General features: G+C 67.0%; 16 protein-coding genes and 1 tRNA gene. 11 read left to right on the forward strand and 6 right to left on the reverse strand.

Translation table 11 applies throughout. The annotated features are described in order from the left end of the window. Positions 1 to 189: 189 nt before the first annotated feature. From HF877_RS04670 to HF877_RS04685, 4 genes are read left to right on the forward strand one after another with little or no spacing between them, the layout of a single operon-like run. Positions 190 to 1,551: a branched-chain amino acid ABC transporter permease gene (locus tag HF877_RS04670; protein WP_169620026.1), complete on the forward strand. Its 1,362-nt coding sequence runs from the start codon at positions 190 to 192 to the stop codon at positions 1,549 to 1,551. A 3-nt stretch (positions 1,552 to 1,554) separates the two neighbouring features. Continuing rightward, complete coding sequence (locus HF877_RS04675; RefSeq protein ID WP_169620027.1) at positions 1,555 to 2,544, forward strand: branched-chain amino acid ABC transporter permease; 990 nt, start codon at positions 1,555 to 1,557, stop codon at positions 2,542 to 2,544. Further along, positions 2,537 to 3,553 carry an ABC transporter ATP-binding protein gene (locus HF877_RS04680; RefSeq protein WP_169620028.1) on the forward strand — a complete coding sequence of 339 codons (1,017 nt, stop codon included), beginning with the start codon at positions 2,537 to 2,539 and terminating at the stop codon, positions 3,551 to 3,553. Before HF877_RS04675 ends, HF877_RS04680 begins: the two co-directional genes overlap by 8 nt. Continuing rightward, on the forward strand, positions 3,550 to 4,368 hold the full coding sequence (locus HF877_RS04685) for an ABC transporter ATP-binding protein (RefSeq protein ID WP_169620029.1): 819 nt from the start codon (positions 3,550 to 3,552) through the stop codon (positions 4,366 to 4,368). The genes HF877_RS04680 and HF877_RS04685 overlap by 4 nt, the downstream gene beginning before the upstream one ends. A gap of 74 nt (positions 4,369 to 4,442) precedes the next feature. Here HF877_RS04685 and HF877_RS04690 read toward each other — a convergent pair whose 3' ends face one another. Then, positions 4,443 to 5,771, reverse strand: a complete 1,329-nt coding sequence (locus tag HF877_RS04690) for an ABC transporter substrate-binding protein (protein WP_169620030.1) — start codon at positions 5,769 to 5,771, stop codon at positions 4,443 to 4,445. Between the two features lie 154 nt (positions 5,772 to 5,925). Further along, on the reverse strand, positions 5,926 to 6,540 hold the full coding sequence (locus HF877_RS04695; protein WP_169620031.1) for an ANTAR domain-containing response regulator: 615 nt from the start codon (positions 6,538 to 6,540) through the stop codon (positions 5,926 to 5,928). A 111-nt stretch (positions 6,541 to 6,651) separates the two neighbouring features. Between HF877_RS04695 and HF877_RS04700 the strand changes: the two genes are divergently transcribed. Together HF877_RS04700 and lexA are read left to right on the forward strand one after the other, a co-directional pair. Beyond that, positions 6,652 to 6,728: transfer RNA gene (locus tag HF877_RS04700), tRNA-Leu, on the forward strand. 118 nt (positions 6,729 to 6,846) lie between these two features. After that, positions 6,847 to 7,485: a transcriptional repressor LexA gene (gene lexA / locus HF877_RS04705; protein WP_206036664.1), complete on the forward strand. Its 639-nt coding sequence runs from the start codon at positions 6,847 to 6,849 to the stop codon at positions 7,483 to 7,485. Between the two features lie 48 nt (positions 7,486 to 7,533). Here the strand turns inward: lexA and HF877_RS04710 are convergent, their stop codons facing one another. Together HF877_RS04710 and HF877_RS04715 are read right to left on the reverse strand one after the other, a co-directional pair. Further along, entirely contained in the window at positions 7,534 to 7,926 is a 393-nt protein-coding gene (locus HF877_RS04710) for a hypothetical protein (protein ID WP_169620033.1), read from the reverse strand. Between the two features lie 271 nt (positions 7,927 to 8,197). After that, positions 8,198 to 8,776, reverse strand: a complete 579-nt coding sequence (locus tag HF877_RS04715) for a dihydrofolate reductase family protein (protein WP_277350444.1) — start codon at positions 8,774 to 8,776, stop codon at positions 8,198 to 8,200. Positions 8,777 to 8,950: 174 nt separating this feature from the next. On the opposite strand from HF877_RS04715, the gene HF877_RS04720 reads away from it, so the two are divergent. The 4 genes from HF877_RS04720 (at position 8,951) to HF877_RS04735 (ending at position 11,935) form a co-directional block, all read left to right on the forward strand. Then, positions 8,951 to 10,195, forward strand: a complete 1,245-nt coding sequence (locus tag HF877_RS04720) for an MFS transporter (protein WP_169620035.1) — start codon at positions 8,951 to 8,953, stop codon at positions 10,193 to 10,195. Between the two features lie 3 nt (positions 10,196 to 10,198). Next, complete coding sequence (locus tag HF877_RS04725; RefSeq protein ID WP_169620036.1) at positions 10,199 to 10,564, forward strand: metalloregulator ArsR/SmtB family transcription factor; 366 nt, start codon at positions 10,199 to 10,201, stop codon at positions 10,562 to 10,564. A 155-nt stretch (positions 10,565 to 10,719) separates the two neighbouring features. Continuing rightward, positions 10,720 to 11,553, forward strand: coding sequence for a nitroreductase family deazaflavin-dependent oxidoreductase (locus HF877_RS21260; RefSeq protein ID WP_240952038.1), 834 nt, complete (start codon positions 10,720 to 10,722; stop codon positions 11,551 to 11,553). Next, positions 11,435 to 11,935: a hypothetical protein gene (locus HF877_RS04735; RefSeq protein WP_346765077.1), complete on the forward strand. Its 501-nt coding sequence runs from the start codon at positions 11,435 to 11,437 to the stop codon at positions 11,933 to 11,935. Before HF877_RS21260 ends, HF877_RS04735 begins: the two co-directional genes overlap by 119 nt. Before the next feature lie 85 nt (positions 11,936 to 12,020). On the opposite strand, the gene HF877_RS04740 is transcribed toward HF877_RS04735, so the two are convergent. Both HF877_RS04740 and HF877_RS04745 read right to left on the reverse strand, forming a co-directional pair. Then, complete coding sequence (locus HF877_RS04740) at positions 12,021 to 13,235, reverse strand: FAD-dependent oxidoreductase (RefSeq protein ID WP_240952027.1); 1,215 nt, start codon at positions 13,233 to 13,235, stop codon at positions 12,021 to 12,023. A gap of 99 nt (positions 13,236 to 13,334) precedes the next feature. Continuing rightward, positions 13,335 to 14,252, reverse strand: coding sequence for an RNA polymerase sigma-70 factor (locus HF877_RS04745; protein ID WP_169620037.1), 918 nt, complete (start codon positions 14,250 to 14,252; stop codon positions 13,335 to 13,337). 341 nt (positions 14,253 to 14,593) lie between these two features. On the opposite strand from HF877_RS04745, the gene HF877_RS04750 reads away from it, so the two are divergent. Next, positions 14,594 to 16,636 carry a heavy metal translocating P-type ATPase gene (locus tag HF877_RS04750; RefSeq protein WP_240952042.1) on the forward strand — a complete coding sequence of 681 codons (2,043 nt, stop codon included), beginning with the start codon at positions 14,594 to 14,596 and terminating at the stop codon, positions 16,634 to 16,636. Positions 16,637 to 16,648 lie beyond the last annotated feature (12 nt).

Here is a 16,648-nt window from a genome sequence, read left to right on the forward strand (position 1 = left end):
GAAGCCGCAAGTGCGGTGACACGGGGTCGCCGGCTCCGAAACACAGGTGTTTTCGTGAGATACGGGAACGAAACACGTGGGAAACCGGGGATGTCGGTGCATTTCCGTTACAGACGCTAAAGTGCCCACTCACGACACCGCCCCAGGCGTCGCGCTCGACAACATTGCACCTGATTCGGGAGGACCTGCGTGGCCCCTACGGTGAGACTCCGGAGACGTCGATGGGCGTCCGGATTCCAAATCGTGCTATTGCTCCTGGCGGCGGTTTTCGGCTTAGTGATAGGAGCCGGCACCGCCGCCGCCCAAGACCCTCCGGAGCCCTCGCCGACAGGCACCACAGCACCTCCCGCCGACGCACCACCGGTTGCGGACGATGCCGTCACGGTTCGCGGCACGCTCAACAATGCGGGAGAACGACTGGACGGCGTGACGGTCCGTGCGTCGGACGCGGCCGGCGAGGTCGTCGGCGAAACGGAGTCCGCGGACGGTGGCCGGTGGGAACTCGCGGTGCCGCCGGGGACATACGTCTTCGAGGTCATCGGTGAGAGCCTCCCCGACGACGTGACCGTGCAGTCGACCGTGACCCGCGATGTCGCCGCCGGCCAGCCCAACACCGTGATCTTCTCGTTCGGTGAGGCAAGGTCCGGATCGAATGTGGCGTTCGCGGAGACACTGATCCGCACGATTGTCGACGGCTTACGGTTCGGCCTGATCATCGCCATCGCAGGCGTCGGTCTGAGCCTGATCTTCGGGACGACCGGCCTGACGAACTTCGCGCACGGCGAGTTGGTGACGTTGGGCGCGGTCGCGGCCTGGGTCTTCAACGTCAGCTTCGGCATCCACCTGATACCGGCGACGATCCTCGCGATCATCGTCGGCGTCATCATCGGCTGGCTCAACAACGCGCTGGTCTGGGCTCCCCTACGGCGGCGGCGCACCGGCCTGATCGCACAGCTCGTGGTGTCGATCGGTCTCGCCATCGCGTTGCGATACCTGATCCTCATCTTCTTCTCCGACCGCGCTCAGCCCTACAGCGACTACCAAGCACAGCGTCAGCTCCAGTGGGGTCCGCTCGCGATCACCCCGGTCAATCTCGCGTGCATCGTGATCAGCCTGGTGGTGCTCGTCGGGGTGGCCTTGCTGCTCCAGCGCACCCGGATCGGCAAAGCGATGCGCGCGGTCGCCGACAATCGCGATCTCGCCGCGTCGTCGGGCATCGACGTCGAGAAGGTGATCCGCTTCGTGTGGGGCCTCGGCGGCGGACTCGCCGCGCTCGGCGGTGTGTTGTTCGGTCTCTCCGAGCTCGGAGGACGCGTCCAGTGGGAGATGGGCTTCAAGCTGCTCCTGCTGATGTTCGCCGGAATCATCCTCGGCGGACTCGGAACGGCGTACGGCGCGCTACTCGGCTGCGTCGTGGTCGGGCTGCTCGTGCAGTTGTCCACACTGGTGATCAATCCCGACCTGAAGTACATCGGCGGCCTGCTGGTACTCATCGTGATTCTGGTCATCCGCCCTCAGGGCATCCTCGGCAGCAGAACAAGGATCGGGTGACACATGGACCTCCTCGCTGTTCTCCAAGTGTCCTTCGCGCAGATGATCGGCCCGTCGGCCATCTTCTATGCGCTTCTCGCAATCGGCCTCAACCTCCACTTCGGTTACGCGGGTCTGCTCAACTTCGGCCAGATCGGCTTCGCGCTGCTCGGCGGGTACGGAGTGGGCATCATGACGGTCACCTACGGCCAGCCGCTGTGGATGGGTGTACTCGTCGGGCTCGCGCTCCCTGCACTGCTCGCCCTCCTGCTCGGTATCCCGACGCTCCGTCTCCGAGCCGACTATCTGGCGATCGCAACGATTGCCGCAGCCGAGATCCTGCGGTTGGTGTTCCGGTCCACCGCCTCCGACTCCGTCACCGGGTCGACCCGCGGCCTGTGGGGATTCGCAGGTCCGTTCACGGCGTGGAGCCCCTTCGATTCCGGTAAGCAGTACAACCTGCTCGGGATGCGCTTCTACGGCGACGACCTGTGGGCGATGGTGGTCGGCTGGACGCTCGTGCTCGTCCTGTGCGGCGTCGTCTACCTGCTGTCCCACAGCCCGTGGGGACGCGTCCTCAAAGCGGTCCGAGAGGACGAGGACGCCGCCCGCGCCCTCGGCAAGAACGTGTTCGTCTACAAGATGCAGGCTCTCGTATTGGGCGGCATGATCGGCGGCCTCGGCGGCATCTTCAACGCGCTGCAGACCAAGTCCATCAACCCGGACTTCTATTCCACTGCGCAGACGTTCTTCGCGTTCGGCGCGTTGATCCTCGGCGGCGCGGCCACCGTGTTCGGCCCGGTCCTCGGGGCGATGCTGTTCTGGTTCATCCTCACGCTCCCGGACGCATTCCTGCGCCAGGCGATCTCCGGACCCGATCCGCTGATCTCCCTCACCGAACAGCAGGTCGGGGCGATGCGATTCGTCCTCCTCGGCATCCTCATCGCGGTGATGATGGTGTTCCGTCCACAAGGAATCCTGGGCAGCAAGCGGGAGGTACAACTCGATGCCTGACACCACCATCCGCACGCCTCTGTCGCGCGAACAACGAGTCGCCGTGTTCGCGGATGTCCCCCACGATCCGGGAAGCCCGAAGGTTGATCCGATCCTCGTCGTCGACGACGTTTCCCGGACCTTCGGTGGGCTCAAAGCCGTGGACGTCGCTCACCTCGAGATCCAGCGCGGCTGCATCACCGGCCTGATCGGGCCGAACGGAGCAGGCAAGACGACCCTGTTCAATCTGCTCACCGGTTTCGACCACGCGGATACCGGAACGTGGAGCATGGACGGCCACTCACTCGGCCGCATGGCTCCGCACCGTGTCGCGCGGCACGGCATCGTGCGCACGTTCCAGCTCACCAAGGCGCTGTCGAAGATGACGGTGCTCGACAACGTCCGTCTGGGAGCACGTCACCAGACGGGTGAGCGGATGGCCGGCGCGCTGCTCCCCTGGACGTGGCACGCGCAGGAGCGCGCCATCACCGAACGCGCCCACGCACTGCTCGCCCGGTTCAACCTCGAGCAGAAGGCCGACGATCTCGCCGGGTCATTGTCCGGCGGACAGCGCAAACTGCTCGAGATGGCACGCGCACTGATGACCGATCCCACGATCGTGATGCTCGACGAGCCGATGGCCGGCGTGAATCCTGCACTGACGCAAAGCCTTCTCGGGCACATCAAATCGCTGTGCGACGACGGTATGACCGTGGTGTTCGTCGAGCACGACATGGATGTCATCCGCGACATCTCCGATTGGGTGGTGGTGATGGCCCAGGGATCGGTGATCGCCGAAGCACCGCCGGACGAACTCGCGAACAACAATGCGGTCGTCGACGCCTACCTCGGCAGCCACCACGACCAGGCACTCGAGTTCGACGACGAGGGCAATCCCGTCGGCGCGACCGCGGAGTTGGCGGAGGTGCTCGCCGAGGCGGAGGCCCAGGTTCTCGAGTCCGGAGCCGACCTGTCCGACCCCGACGCGGTACGCCCCACCGATCTACCAGGATCCCAGGAGAAGTCATGAGCGACACCCCACCCACCGGGTCCATGACCCCGGCCGAATCGGCCGCGACTCCCGGCGAACACGCGCGGTTGGCCGAGGGTGCGCTCGTGCGCGCGGACGACGTCGTCGCCGGCTACTTCCCCGGCGTCGACATCCTGCGTGGCTGCAACTTCTTTCTCCGCGAGGGTGAGATCGTCGGGATCATCGGCCCGAACGGTGCCGGTAAATCCACTCTGCTCAAAGCGCTCTTCGGCCTGATCCCGGTGCGGAGGGGCGAAGTCACGCTCCGGGGCGAATCGATCACCTCGGAGCCCGCGCACGTCCTCGTGCGCAAGGGCGTGGGGTACGTCCCGCAGACGCAGAACGTCTTTCCGTCGCTGACCATCGAGGAAAATCTCGAGATGGGAATCTACCTGCGGCCCAAGCAGTTCAGTGAGCAGTTCGACCGGGTCTCGACCCTGTTCCCCCTTCTCGGGGAACGCCGCAAGGTCAAGGCAGGAGCGTTGTCCGGTGGTGAGCGGCAGATGGTGGCGATGGGCCGCGCACTGATGATGGATCCGTCGGTCCTGCTTCTCGACGAACCGTCGGCGGGCTTGTCGCCGATGTTCCAGGACGAGGTGTTCATCCGCTGCAAGAAGATCAATGCCGCGGGCGTGTCGATCATCATGGTCGAGCAGAACGCGCGGCGCTGCCTGCAGATCTGTGACCGCGGGTACGTGCTCGATCAGGGCCGTAACGCCTACACCGACACCGGGTCCAACCTCATGCACGACCCCAAGGTCATCGAGTTGTATCTCGGGACTCTCGCGGGCAGCAAGGAGAAGAAGACTCCCTGACGCGCTCGCCCGAACATACGACGGGGCCGGTCATCCATCGGATGACCGGCCCCGTCGTATGTTTCCTGCGTCTGTCAGCCACCCACGACGATGTAATCCTCGGTCGTCAAGGTGTTGTCGGGTCCGAAGACGAGACGGCCGTACGAACCGACTCCGGGCTCACCGGCATCCACGAACGACAGCTCGCCGGTCGCGCCGTCGTAGTCGATGTCCTGTCCCGATGCGAGGAGGTCCTTGCACTGCTGGAAGGTCGTGCACTTCTCGCCGTCCTTCGTGACCGCGTTGATGTTCGCCGCGATGTCGACGCCGGCGGTGGAGCCGGCCACCTCGGCGGCGAGCGCCGACACGACAGCTGCGTCGTAAGACTCTCCGGCGTAGTTGAAGTCGATCAGCGCGGGATCGACCTCGAGCAGGCGCTGCTGGAAAGCCTCACCGGTGTCGGTGAGAGGGGTCGTACCCGCCATGCCCGCGAGCAGGCCGTCGGCGACACTGTCGCCGAGCGCGTTGCCCATGTTCCCGTCGACACCGAAGACCGCCATGCCGTCGGACGGGCCGATGCCGACCTCGTGCATACGCGTGATGATCTTGGCCGATTCCTCGAACCCGATGAGCGCCACGGCGTCAGGACTGAAGTTGGCGACCTGGTCGACCTCGGCGTTGAAGGACTGCGCGTTGGGGTCGTAGATGATCTTCTGGATCTGGTCTTCCGGGATACCGGCGTCGACGAGGTTCGTCACGGTGTTCTCGGCCAGGCCCGTGCCGTACGGATCGTTCAGCGCGAGGATCGAGACGCGCTGAGCGCCGTCCTCGGCGATGAGCTGAGCAAGTGCCTGCGCCTGCAGGGAGTCCGTGGGCGCGGTACGGAAGTACATGCCGCCGTCGGCGTAACACACGAACTGATCGGACGTGTTGGCAGGAGAGAACATGACCACGCCCGCGCTGGCGATCTTGTCGATGACCTTGAGCGAGACCGACGACGACGCCGCACCGATGATCACCTGGGTACCCGCGGCGAGTTCCCGGTCGACGGTGGCGTTCGCCGTATCGGTGGTGGTGTCGCCCGAGTCGCCCGGGATCAGCTCCACGGGCTGGTTCAGGACGCCGCCGGCAGCATTGATCTCGTCCACGGCCAGGCGCACCGCCGCGACCTCGGGCGGACCGAGGAACGCGAGGCTGCCCGTCTCGGGGAGCAGGGTGCCGATCTTCAGCGGGCCGGTCGCCGGGGTCGCACCGGGCGTGGCCTGTTCGGGTTCGCAGTCGGTGTCGACAGTCGTGGCGGTCGCGGAACCACCGCCCTCGGCAGAACCACTCGTGGAATCGTCGCTGTCCGAGCTACAACCCGCGAGTGCGAGTGTCACAGCACCGAGAACCGCAGCGGCGCGGACATAGGTCCGTTTTGCCATCCAACTCTCCTTCAATCGCCTGTCCCCCCGGCTGATGCGCCGGACGTGGGTCGAAACATAGCCGGAGAAGTGACGATTCGAACACAGCCGAAATCGTTGTGACCCGACCGTTATATTTCGGGCAGGAGAATTGATGTGGCCGTAACGAGCGGAGTCAGCCTGCCGCTTCGGAACCGAGCGTGTCGACGATGACCTCGGCGACCTGCTTCATGGTGGTACGGCGGTCCATGGCGGCACGCTGGATCCAGCGGAACGCCTCCGGTTCGGTCATCGCGTGCTTCGCCATGAGCAGGCCTTTGGCCCGGTCGATGAGTTTGCGGGCCTCGAACCGCTCCGACAGCCCGGCGACTTCACGTTCGAGTTCGCGCAATTCGGCGAACCGGCTCACCGCCACCTCGATCGCGGGAACGAGGTCGCTCTTGGAGAACGGCTTGACCAGATAGGCCATCGCTCCGGCGTCGCGAGCACGTTCGACGAGGTCGCGCTGGCTGAAGGCTGTGAGAATAACCACAGGCGCGATGCGGCGCTGCGCGATCTCCGACGCTGCGTCGATCCCGTCCCGGCGGGGCATCTTCACGTCCATGATCACGAGGTCGGGCGAGAGTTCCTCTGCCAGTTCCACCGCCCGCTGGCCGTCGCCCGCCTCCCCGACGACGTCGTACCCTTCTTCGCGCAGCATTTCCACCAGGTCGAGCCTGATCAGCGTCTCGTCTTCCGCAACGACGACCCTCCGGGGGGTTGCGGTGCTGTCGTGCGGCGCGGTTGTCATGATCGGCCCTTCCCATCGTGCTCTGGCGGCCCCCGCGAAGGGGTGGAACGATTGAAGGGTACCGGTGTTTGACCGCCACGCCTGATCCCTTACAGTGGTCTCCGCAAGCACGCCCTCGTATCCCAATTGGCAGAGGAAACGGATTCAAAACCCGTGCAGTGTGAGTTCGAGTCTCACCGAGGGCACCACCACACCGGTCGACGAATGATGGTGCGGCACCACCTGCGTGGTCCCGCACCATCGCCCGTTTCAGGAGTCCGGCCACTCCCCTAGGATCGCCGGGTGACCGGTTACGACGATCTCGATATGTTCGGCGGCCTCGACGCCTCCGCCCTTCCCCATCGCCAGCAACTGATTCTGGCGACCATCAGGGATTGGGTGGCCTCCCACGGTTCCGCCCCGAGCACCCGGCAGATCGCCGATGCGGTCGGCCTGAAATCGACGTCGACGGTGTCGAAGCATCTGCGACTCCTCGAGGATGCGGGTTTCCTGCGCCGTGGCTCCGCGATGGCACGCCAACTCGATGTGCGACCCTTCCTCGCCGGATCGTCGGCGGGCCGATCGTCCGACAACAGGGTGTCGGTGCCCGTCGTCGGCGACATCGCGGCCGGTACACCGATCCTCGCCGAGGAGCATCCCGACGAGGTGCTCGATCTCCCCCGCGAACTCGTCGGCACCGGCACCGTGTTCGGCTTGCGCGTACGCGGGGAATCGATGATCGACGCCGCGATCTGCGACGGCGATGTCGTCGTCGTCCGTCGCCAGGACGAGGCCCACTCCGGAGAGATCGTGGCGGCGATGATCGACGGCGAGGCGACCGTGAAGGTTTTCCGGCGCCGCAGCGGTCACGTCTATCTCGAACCCCGCAACGCCGCATACTCGGTGATCGACGGCGACAACGCGGTCGTGCTGGGCAAGGTGGTGTCGGTGATGCGGCGGCTTTGAGCGCCGGGCCGCCCCGCCGCACAGTGAGGTGTCGCGCGGCGGTCGGGCTCACTTCGACTGTGCGCGCATTCGGAACCTAAGGATCCGGTCCAATTCGACCGGGCCCCATAAACGGCGCGCTCCCTCGGGTGGATAAGAAAATCCTGGCACGATACGCCCGGCCATTTCGGCACCGAGCAGCACGATCACCAACGCGGGCACGAGGGTCTGCCACAAATATGCGAAACCGGGATCGGCGAGTCCTATTCCGCCAGCGCACAGCGCCGCCGGTACGTGAGGAGCGCGGAGAAACACCGTGACGGCGACGGCAGTCACGGCCGACAGCGCCGCAGCGGTCTGCGAGGGGGCGAGCAGTTCGGCGATGGTGAGCGCACCGATGGTTGCGGCGGGATACGCGCGGAGGATGACACCCGGACGCGGTCGCCCGAGCCTGCCCGCCATGCGAAGGAAGCGGCGCGGGTCCTGCTCGTGGAGTCCGTTCCGTGACGGCTCCGGGACGGAAGATGTTCTCGGACTGCACGCTTCGGAGCGCTCCCTGGTGCACGATGCCGCGCCCCGAAGTGCGCTCCATGAGGAGGATCGCCGCGGACATCGCACAGTCCGTGAGTCCGTCAGCTCCGCTGTCGAGGTACGAATCATCGCCGCCGATCCGCTTCATTCGCCCGAATCGCGCCGGGCCGACAGACCACTGCTTCTACAAGTCGGAGAACCCCTACGCAGTCGGCTCCTCCGCCCGAGGAAGATAGCGGAGCAGAACGACGCCGGACTGCGGGAATTTCGTCGACTCCACCAATCGCAGATTTCGGCGCCCCAGGGGCGGAAGCGGCATTCCCTTGTCGAGCAGCACCGGGAAGACCATCAGCCGGTATTCGTCGATCAGATCGTGGGAAGCGAAGGCGGAGATCGCGGTCGCCCCGGCGAAGAGGGCCAAGTCCTTACCGGGCTGTTCCTTCATCTGCGCGACCTCCCGTGGGAGGTCGTCGCCGACCCGCCGGGCTGGACCCCAGTCGGTGGTGAGTGACGAACGCGAGAGCACGTACTTCGGCAGCGAGTTCATCAGCCGCGCCTGCTGGGCTTCGATTTCCCTGTTCGAGTTTTCGGCGGCGGGCCAATGCTGCGCCAGAAGTTCATAGGCCACGCGCCCGAAGAACACGCCGTCGATCCCGGCAAGCAACTCGGCGATGCCAGAGTCCAGTTCGTCGTCCGCGACGTCGATCCACTCGAGTTCGCCGTTCGGTCCCGCCGTGAAGCCGTCGAGCGTCGTCATGACAGACAGAATTACTTTGCGCATCGTCGTCGCCTTTCGTCCGGGTCTCGACAACACGGACTCGCAACCTGCGGCGAACTCATCGGCCACAGCTGTAGGGGTTGGATCATTCGCGCACTTCCCTCGTTATACATGTGCGTAGGTGCGCACCTGTTGGCGTATCGTGGACAGTAGGAAAATGGTTCAGGAGGTAGCCGGGTGCTCGCGACCCTGCGGAACCGCACGTTCCGCCGATTGTTCGCCGCGCAGGTGGTCGCGCTCGTCGGCACCGGCCTGCTGACCGTCGCGCTCGGTCTGCTCGCATACGACCTGGCCGGCACCCAGGCCGGCGCGGTATTGGGCACGGCACTGGCGATCAAGATGGTCGCGTACGTGGTGATCGCACCGGTGATCTCGGCCCTGACCGCTCACGTGCCGCGGCGGGCGCTCCTGGTGGGTGCGGATGTGGTGCGTGCGGTGATCGCACTGGCGTTGCCGTTCGTCGATCAGCCGTGGCAGATCTACGTGCTGATCTTCGTGTTGCAGTCGGCGTCGGCGACGTTCACACCCGCGTTCCAGTCGGTGATCCCGTCGGTGCTCGTCGACGAGGACGACTACACCCGGGGGCTTTCCCTCTCGCGGCTGGCCTACGACCTCGAGTCGCTGCTGAGCCCGATACTCGCAGCGGCGCTGCTGTCGGTGGTGACCTACAACTATCTGTTCCTCGGTACCGTTGCCGGGTTCGCCGCCTCTGCGCTGCTGGTGGTCTCCACGACTCTGCCGATGATCGCGCCCGCCGATCGTTCGGTCCCGCTGGTGCAGCGGGTCACCCTCGGCGCGCGGGTGATGTTCTCCCGGCCGCGGCTGAGGGGCCTTCTCGCACTGAACCTGTCGGTCGCGGCAGCGACCGGGCTGGTCCTGGTCAACACCGTCGTCTACGTCCGCGAACTCCTCGGCGGCTCGAACACCGGGGTTGCGTTTGCACTCGGTATCTACGGAGGCGGGTCGATGCTGGTGGCATTGACGCTGCCCCGCCTGCTCGCCCGGATCCCGGACCGGCGGGTGATGCTCACGGGCGCGGCCCTCCTGCCGATCGGACTGACGGCGACGGTCGCGCTGCTTGTCGCCGACGCGGGCCGCGGCGCCGGGTGGGCGTTGCTCGCAGGGACCTGGCTGGTCATGGGCATGGGTACGTCGTTGATCAACACGCCGTCGGCGCGGCTGCTGCGGTTCGAATCCGAGCCGGAGAACCGGGGTGCGGTGTTCACCGCGCAGTTCTCGCTCTCGCACGCCTGCTTCTTCTTCACCTACACGATCGCGGGCTGGGTCGGGGCCACCGTAAGCCAGCCGATAGCGGCAATCACCCTCGCCGTTCTCGCTACACTCGCAGGACTCGTTGCTGCCCGGGCATGGCCGGCGCGCACCGAACCGATCACCGAGCCGGTGCCGGCAGGAAGGGCGTGAGCGATGAAGCCGGGAATCGAAGCGCCGCAACGGTCCGCGAGCCTGAGCCACCCGGTCGCGCCGGACCAGGAGCGGCTCGACGCAGCAACTTCTACATTCCGGATGCTCGCCGACCCGACCCGCTTCCATATTCTCTGGCTGCTCACGCACGGCGAAGCCGACGTCACCGCTCTGACCGATGCGTGCAGGGGCTCCCGCACCGCAGTCAGTCAACACCTGGCCAAACTGCGCTTCACCGGCCTCGTCGACACCCGCAAGGAAGGCCGGCGCGTGATCTACCGCATCCGTGACGGGCACCTCGCCCGCCTGGTCCGCGAAGGCATGAACCACGCCGACCATGTCGTCACCGGCGAACCCCCACACGAATAGACCCACCTACACTCCCCGGCGGGCTGTGCGCGGCTCGAAAGCGCAGGAGGCACACCATGAATGCAGACCGGCGCGACCCGTCCGCTCCCGACGGGCAACCACGGAAGATCCGGACCTACAGCCGGGGTCGCGCGCATCGCCTCGAGAACACTGTCATGAGTGCGCTGGTACGCGCCGGCGTCGTGCCCCACACCCACCTGCTGACCACCCGGGGCCGGCACACGGGCCGACCTCGCACCAACCCGGTGACGGTCGTCCGGCACGACGGCCGGCGCTGGCTGGTCGCGCCGTACGGCGCGGTTCCCTGGGTTCACAACGCCCGCGCCGCGGGCCACGTCCGTCTGACGCGCAGGTTCCGCAGCCACGACTATTCCGTGCGGGAAATCTCGGCACACGAGGCAGGACCCGTCCTGAAGCACTATGTCGCCGTCGCCTCGGCTACCCGGGACTATTTCCGCGCCGAGAAGAACGCGCCCGCGGAAGATTCGAAGCCGAGGCACACCTGCATCCGGCTTTCGAACTGGAACCGCTGGCACCGCCGCAATAGCGCACGTCGCGGTGTGCTCGCCACCGGGCATGGCACGCATCGCGGCAGTCCCGCTCACGGGAGCGGGCCCGGATTCTGTCGGAGGTCCCGTCTAGGGTTGCGCCGTATCGGAGATTGCCTCGCACCTCACCGACACGGAACGGACTCCCACCATGACGCCGCCGGTCATTCCCCCCGCACCCCGAGCTTGTTCCGGCGCTGCCCCCGCACGCCCGGCGCGAGCGCCGGGCGACGGGCTGCCGCGCGGCGCATCTACATGCACTGCGGCCGCCCCCGCCCGCCGGACCCTGATTCCGTTCGGCCGCGACAGTGCGGGCATGCCGGTGTCCTGGGATCTGTCGGCCGGGCGCAATCTCCTCATCGCGCGCGACGAGCGACTCGCCCCGCCCAGCGTCGCCCTCGACCTGGCGGCCATGAACGCCCTGTCGTGTGGCACGCATGACGTGGTCGTGCTCGATCCGCACCGTCGGCACGGCTGGCTGACGGGGCTCGATGCCCGGCAGTCCGCTGCGTGCCTTTCCGCCGTGACACCCGCACAGATGTCCCGGGTGGTCACCGAGCTCGCAGCCGGCGTGGTGGTGCGGCCTCGCCTGTTGCTCGTGGCCGACCTCGCAGCCACGGTCGCGGCGCTGGATGCCCGATCCCGTGTCGCGCTCACCGACCTGGCGGTCACGGCACGCGAGCGTCAACTGACGGTGGTGGCGACCACCGCGGACACCGATCCCCGATGGTTTCCCGAGCACCTGATCGACGCGTTCGACGACATCGTCGCGCCGCAGGTGGGCGCCGGGCGGTACCGCGAGCCGCGACTGTGGATGCGCTGACTCCCCTGCCCGGGCCGTGCCATGGCACCCCGGGCCCTCACCGTCGTCCGGTCACGCAACGCGCCGCGCGCCGGCGACCCTTTTGTCAGCGCGTGTCGGAGAACGGAGCGCTGTCCTCGGTGGCAGCGTGAGCAGGGTCAGCGGTACGCGCCTGGGTATCGGAGGGATGCCGGCCGCCTCCCGGCAAGGCAACGGTGCCCGGACGTAGTGCCTCCACGCGAAGGCCCGCCATGGCGGCTTTCAGCCCGAGATCCTTGATCGACAGGGCAATCCGGCCGGCAAATGCTCGATCCTTCGGGGTGTCGTCCCGCTCGTGGAACTGGACGACGCCCGAGCGTCGTCCCAGGCTGATACCGATGCCGTTGAATCCGAGGTCGAGCGTCGCGGGTTCCTCGCCCGCGATACGGCTGAGAACCGTATCGGCCGCGGTGAGTCCCATCGGAAGTGCAGACTGGCATGCCATCCGCACCGGGTCGCCCGAGGGGGCTGCGCAATCTCCTGCGGCGATCACACGATCGTCGTCGATGCTCGTCAGTGTCTCGTCGGTGAGGATCCGGCCGAGCGTATCCGTGCGGAACCCGCTCGCGCGGGCGAGTTGGGGAACCCCGAATCCGGCGGTCCAGACGGTGACCGCGCTGGGCAGAACCGTACCGTCCCCGAGCGCCAACTCATCCGGGCCGACCCGGACCACACGTGCATTCTCGTGGACCTCGACGTGCAGGTTCGACAGACGTTCGTGCGTGGCGCGGCGTGCTCTCCCGGTCAGCACCGGGCCGATGACACCGCTGCACACGAGACGGACCCGACGGCCTTGCTCGGCGAGTTCCCCGGCTGTTTCGAGACCGGTGAGCCCTGCGCCGACCACCGTGATCACCGCCTCGGCGTCGAGCGTGTTCAGGGCGTGCCGAAGGCGCTCTGCGTGCTCGAATTCCGCTACCGGGTAGGCGAATTCTTCGACCCCCGGCACGGTGGCCCGCCGTGTCGCGGTGCTCCCCACGGCGTAGATCAGGTAGTCGTACCCGACGGAGTCGCCGGTGGCGAGATGAACTGTCCGCATGCGGGATTCGATGCGTGTCACGGTATCGACCAGCAGTTCTGTTCCTTTCCCCAGGAGTGTGCGGTAGTCGCCGGAAGCATGATGGTTTCCGACTGCGAACTGATGGAGCCGGGTCCGTTCGACGAAGTGCGGCCGAGGATTGATCACGGTGACCGCCGCCTTCCGGCTCATGCGACCGGCTGCGGCAGCTCCGGCGTATCCGCCGCCGATCACGACGACGCGGGGGCGTGGCTGAGACATCATTTCTCCGATCCCTACGTGGCTCCGTGTCGAGCCCTCGTCATCGAAGACAAGACAGGATCGGTGTTTGTGACACGGTTGCAGAGAATCGGGCCCGTGGGTTCACGGTCGTTGCAGGTCGCGGAGCTGCTGCGCGAGCGCGCGTACGTCCGCGACCCGCCCGAGGTGCGCGAGTTTGTCCGGGTTGATCACGACCCGGACCGCGCCGATCTTTCCGTCGGCGATGTCGAAAGACATGACCTGCACGATGGCACCGCTGTTGTCGCGCACGATCACACCTGGATGCCGGTTGATGTTTCGAGGCTCGAGCACCATGCCGATCTGCGCCATGGGCGCCACATACGAGGCGAGCAAACGCATGACCTTGTCGTCGCCGACGACAACCCTCCGCACCGCCGGCGCGTTGCCGCCGCTGTCGGCCACAAGGTGCACGTCGGCGGCCAGCAGGTCGCGCATGCCGTCGACGTCACCGTCCTGAAACGCCGTGAGAAATCGCGCGGTGAGCTGTTCGTGGGCATGCGGATCGGCATCGAATCGTGCCGCGCCGCGGTCGACGTGACGGCGTGCTCGCACCGCAAGCTGCCTGCACGCCGCCTCCGATCGGTCGACGATGTCGGCGATCTCGGCAAAACCGAATCCGAATGCTTCACGTAACACGAAGACGGCGCGCTCGAGGGGGGTCAGGCGCTCGAGCAGGACGAGCGCCGCCATCGACACCGATTCCGTCAGCTCTGCCGAGCGCTGCGGATCGTCGTAGGGCTCGTCGAGTATCGGCTCCGGAAGCCACTCCCCCACATACTGTTCGCGGCGCGCGCGGGCCGATTCGAGCACGTTGATCGACACCCTCGTGACGACCGTGGACAGGAACGCTCGAGGCGACTCCGGCAGTGTTCCGGATGCGTCGTATCGCACCCAGGTTTCCTGGACGGCGTCCTCGGCCTCCGCGACGCTCCCGAGGATGCGGTAGGCGATGGCGAAGAGCAGTGGACGCAGGTCTTCGAACTCCTCGACGGCAGTCACCTCTGCCCCTCCCGTAGATCCGTGTGTTCGATGACAGCACCCCACCCGGGGTCGGTGCAACGACCCGCAGCCGACGGAGTCGCCCAACCCGTCCCGAGGTCGGCGCTCCGGGCGCACAATCGATCGGAGCGCCCGTGCACATCCGCCGGGACTTTCGGTGGCGGTCCGCGCGGCGGCAGATCGATCCGCAGGTCGGGAGGAGACTCATGTCGCATCCGGAACCCGGTCACTCCCATCCGGACTCGGCCACGGCCACGCACGCCGAGCACGTCACCCACGGCGAGCATCCGGCCCACGCGGAACAGGGCGGTCACACCGGACACGCCGACCACGGCGGGCATATGGGACATGCCGGTCACGCCGCGATGTTCCGCCGCCGATTCTGGATCAGCCTCGTCCTGTCTGTGCCCGTGGTCGCATTCAGCCACATGGTCGCCGACCTGCTCGGCTACCACCTGCCGGATTTCCCGGGCGCCTCGTGGATTCCGCCCGTTCTGGGCACGGTGATCTTCTTCTACGGGGGTATGCCCTTCCTCACCGGGGGCTGGGCCGAACTGCGCTCCCGCCGGCCGGGAATGATGCTGCTGATCGCCATGGCGATCACCGTCGCGTTCGTCGCATCGTGGGTCACCACGCTCGGAATCGGTGGGTTCGAACTGGACTTCTGGTGGGAACTGGCCCTGCTGATCGTGATCATGCTGCTGGGGCACTGGCTGGAGATGCGCGCCCTGGGATCGGCGTCCGGAGCCCTCGAAGCGTTGGCGGCGATGCTCCCGGACACCGCGGAGAAGATCACCGACGACGGGACCCGCGAAGTCCCCCTCAGCGAGTTGTCCACCGGCGATCTGGTGCTGGTGCGCGCCGGAGCCCGCGTGCCCGCCGACGGCACCGTCGTCGAGGGGCGTGCAGAGGTCGACGAGTCGATGATCACCGGCGAATCCAAGACTGTCGCCCGAAGCGCCGGCGACACGGTGGTCGCGGGTACCGTCACCACCGACAGCGCCCTGCGATTGCGGGTCACCGCGGTCGGCGACGACACCGCACTGGCCGGTATCCAGCGTCTGGTTGCCGACGCCCAGGCCTCCTCTTCCCGTGCCCAAGCGCTCGCGGACAAGGCTGCTGCGTTCCTGTTCTACTTCGCTGCCGGCGCGGGCGTGCTGACGTTCCTGATCTGGTCGCTGCTGGGGAACTTCGACGAGGCCGTGGTCCGCACCGTCACCGTTCTCGTCATCGCCTGTCCTCATGCTCTGGGTCTTGCCATTCCACTCGTGATCGCCATTTCCACCACGCGGGCCGCGCAGGCCGGGGTGCTGGTCAAGGACCGGCTCGCGCTGGAACGCATGCGCACTGTCGATGTGGTTCTGTTCGACAAGACCGGCACGCTGACCGAAGGCCGCCCGCGCGTCACGGGGGTCGCCGCCACGGCGGACACCGGCGACGCGTACCTGCTCGCCCTGGCCGCCGCAGTCGAAGCGGACAGTGAACATCCCGTGGCCCGTGCGATCGTGGCTGCGGCCGACGACCGGGTTGCCGCGCCCGACCGTCTGGGCGCCACGGATTTCCGTTCCTTGCCGGGGCGCGGGGTGCGTGCGCTCGTCGACGGCACGGAAGTGATCGTCGGTGGCCCGGCGATGCTCTCCGACCTACGGTTGTCGGTGCCCGACGACGTCGCCGGAGTCACCCGTGGCTGGGTCCGGCGCGGCGCAGCGGTCCTGCACGTCGTGCTCGCAGGCCGCGTGCTCGGCGCCGTGGCGCTCGAAGATGCGGTCCGCGACGAATCCCGGCAGGCGATCGACGCTCTGCACGCCCGCGGAATCGATGTCGCGATGATCACGGGCGACGCCCGGCAGGTCGCGGAAGCCGTGGCCGCAGACCTCGGCATCGACGAGGTGTTCGCCGAGGTATTGCCCGAGAACAAGGACGCCGAGGTCGCCGAACTACAGCAGCGCGGTCGCACCGTCGCGATGGTCGGCGACGGCGTCAACGACGCACCCGCTCTGGCGCGCGCCGACGTCGGCGTCGCCATCGGCGCCGGCACCGACGTGGCCATCGAATCCGCCGGGGTGGTCCTCGCGGCCGACGACCCCCGGGCGGTGCTGTCGATCATCGAACTCTCCCACGCCAGTTACCGGAAGATGTGGCAGAACCTGGTCTGGGCGGCCGGCTACAACGTCGTCGCCGTGCCGCTCGCCGCCGGGGTACTGGCCTTCGCCGGGATCGCAATCTCACCCGCGGTCGCCGCCATCCTGATGTCGATCTCCACCATCGTGGTGGCCCTCAACGCCCAGTTGCTGCGCCGCCTCAACCTCGACCCTGTGCACCTCGCTCGCACCGGCACACCGGTGTCGCATCACCTGTCGTCGGAGCGCGTGCACCGGCTCTGATCGTCGGGCTCA

Source organism: Rhodococcus sp. BL-253-APC-6A1W (assembly GCF_012843405.1).
Lineage (GTDB): Bacteria > Actinomycetota > Actinomycetes > Mycobacteriales > Mycobacteriaceae > Rhodococcus.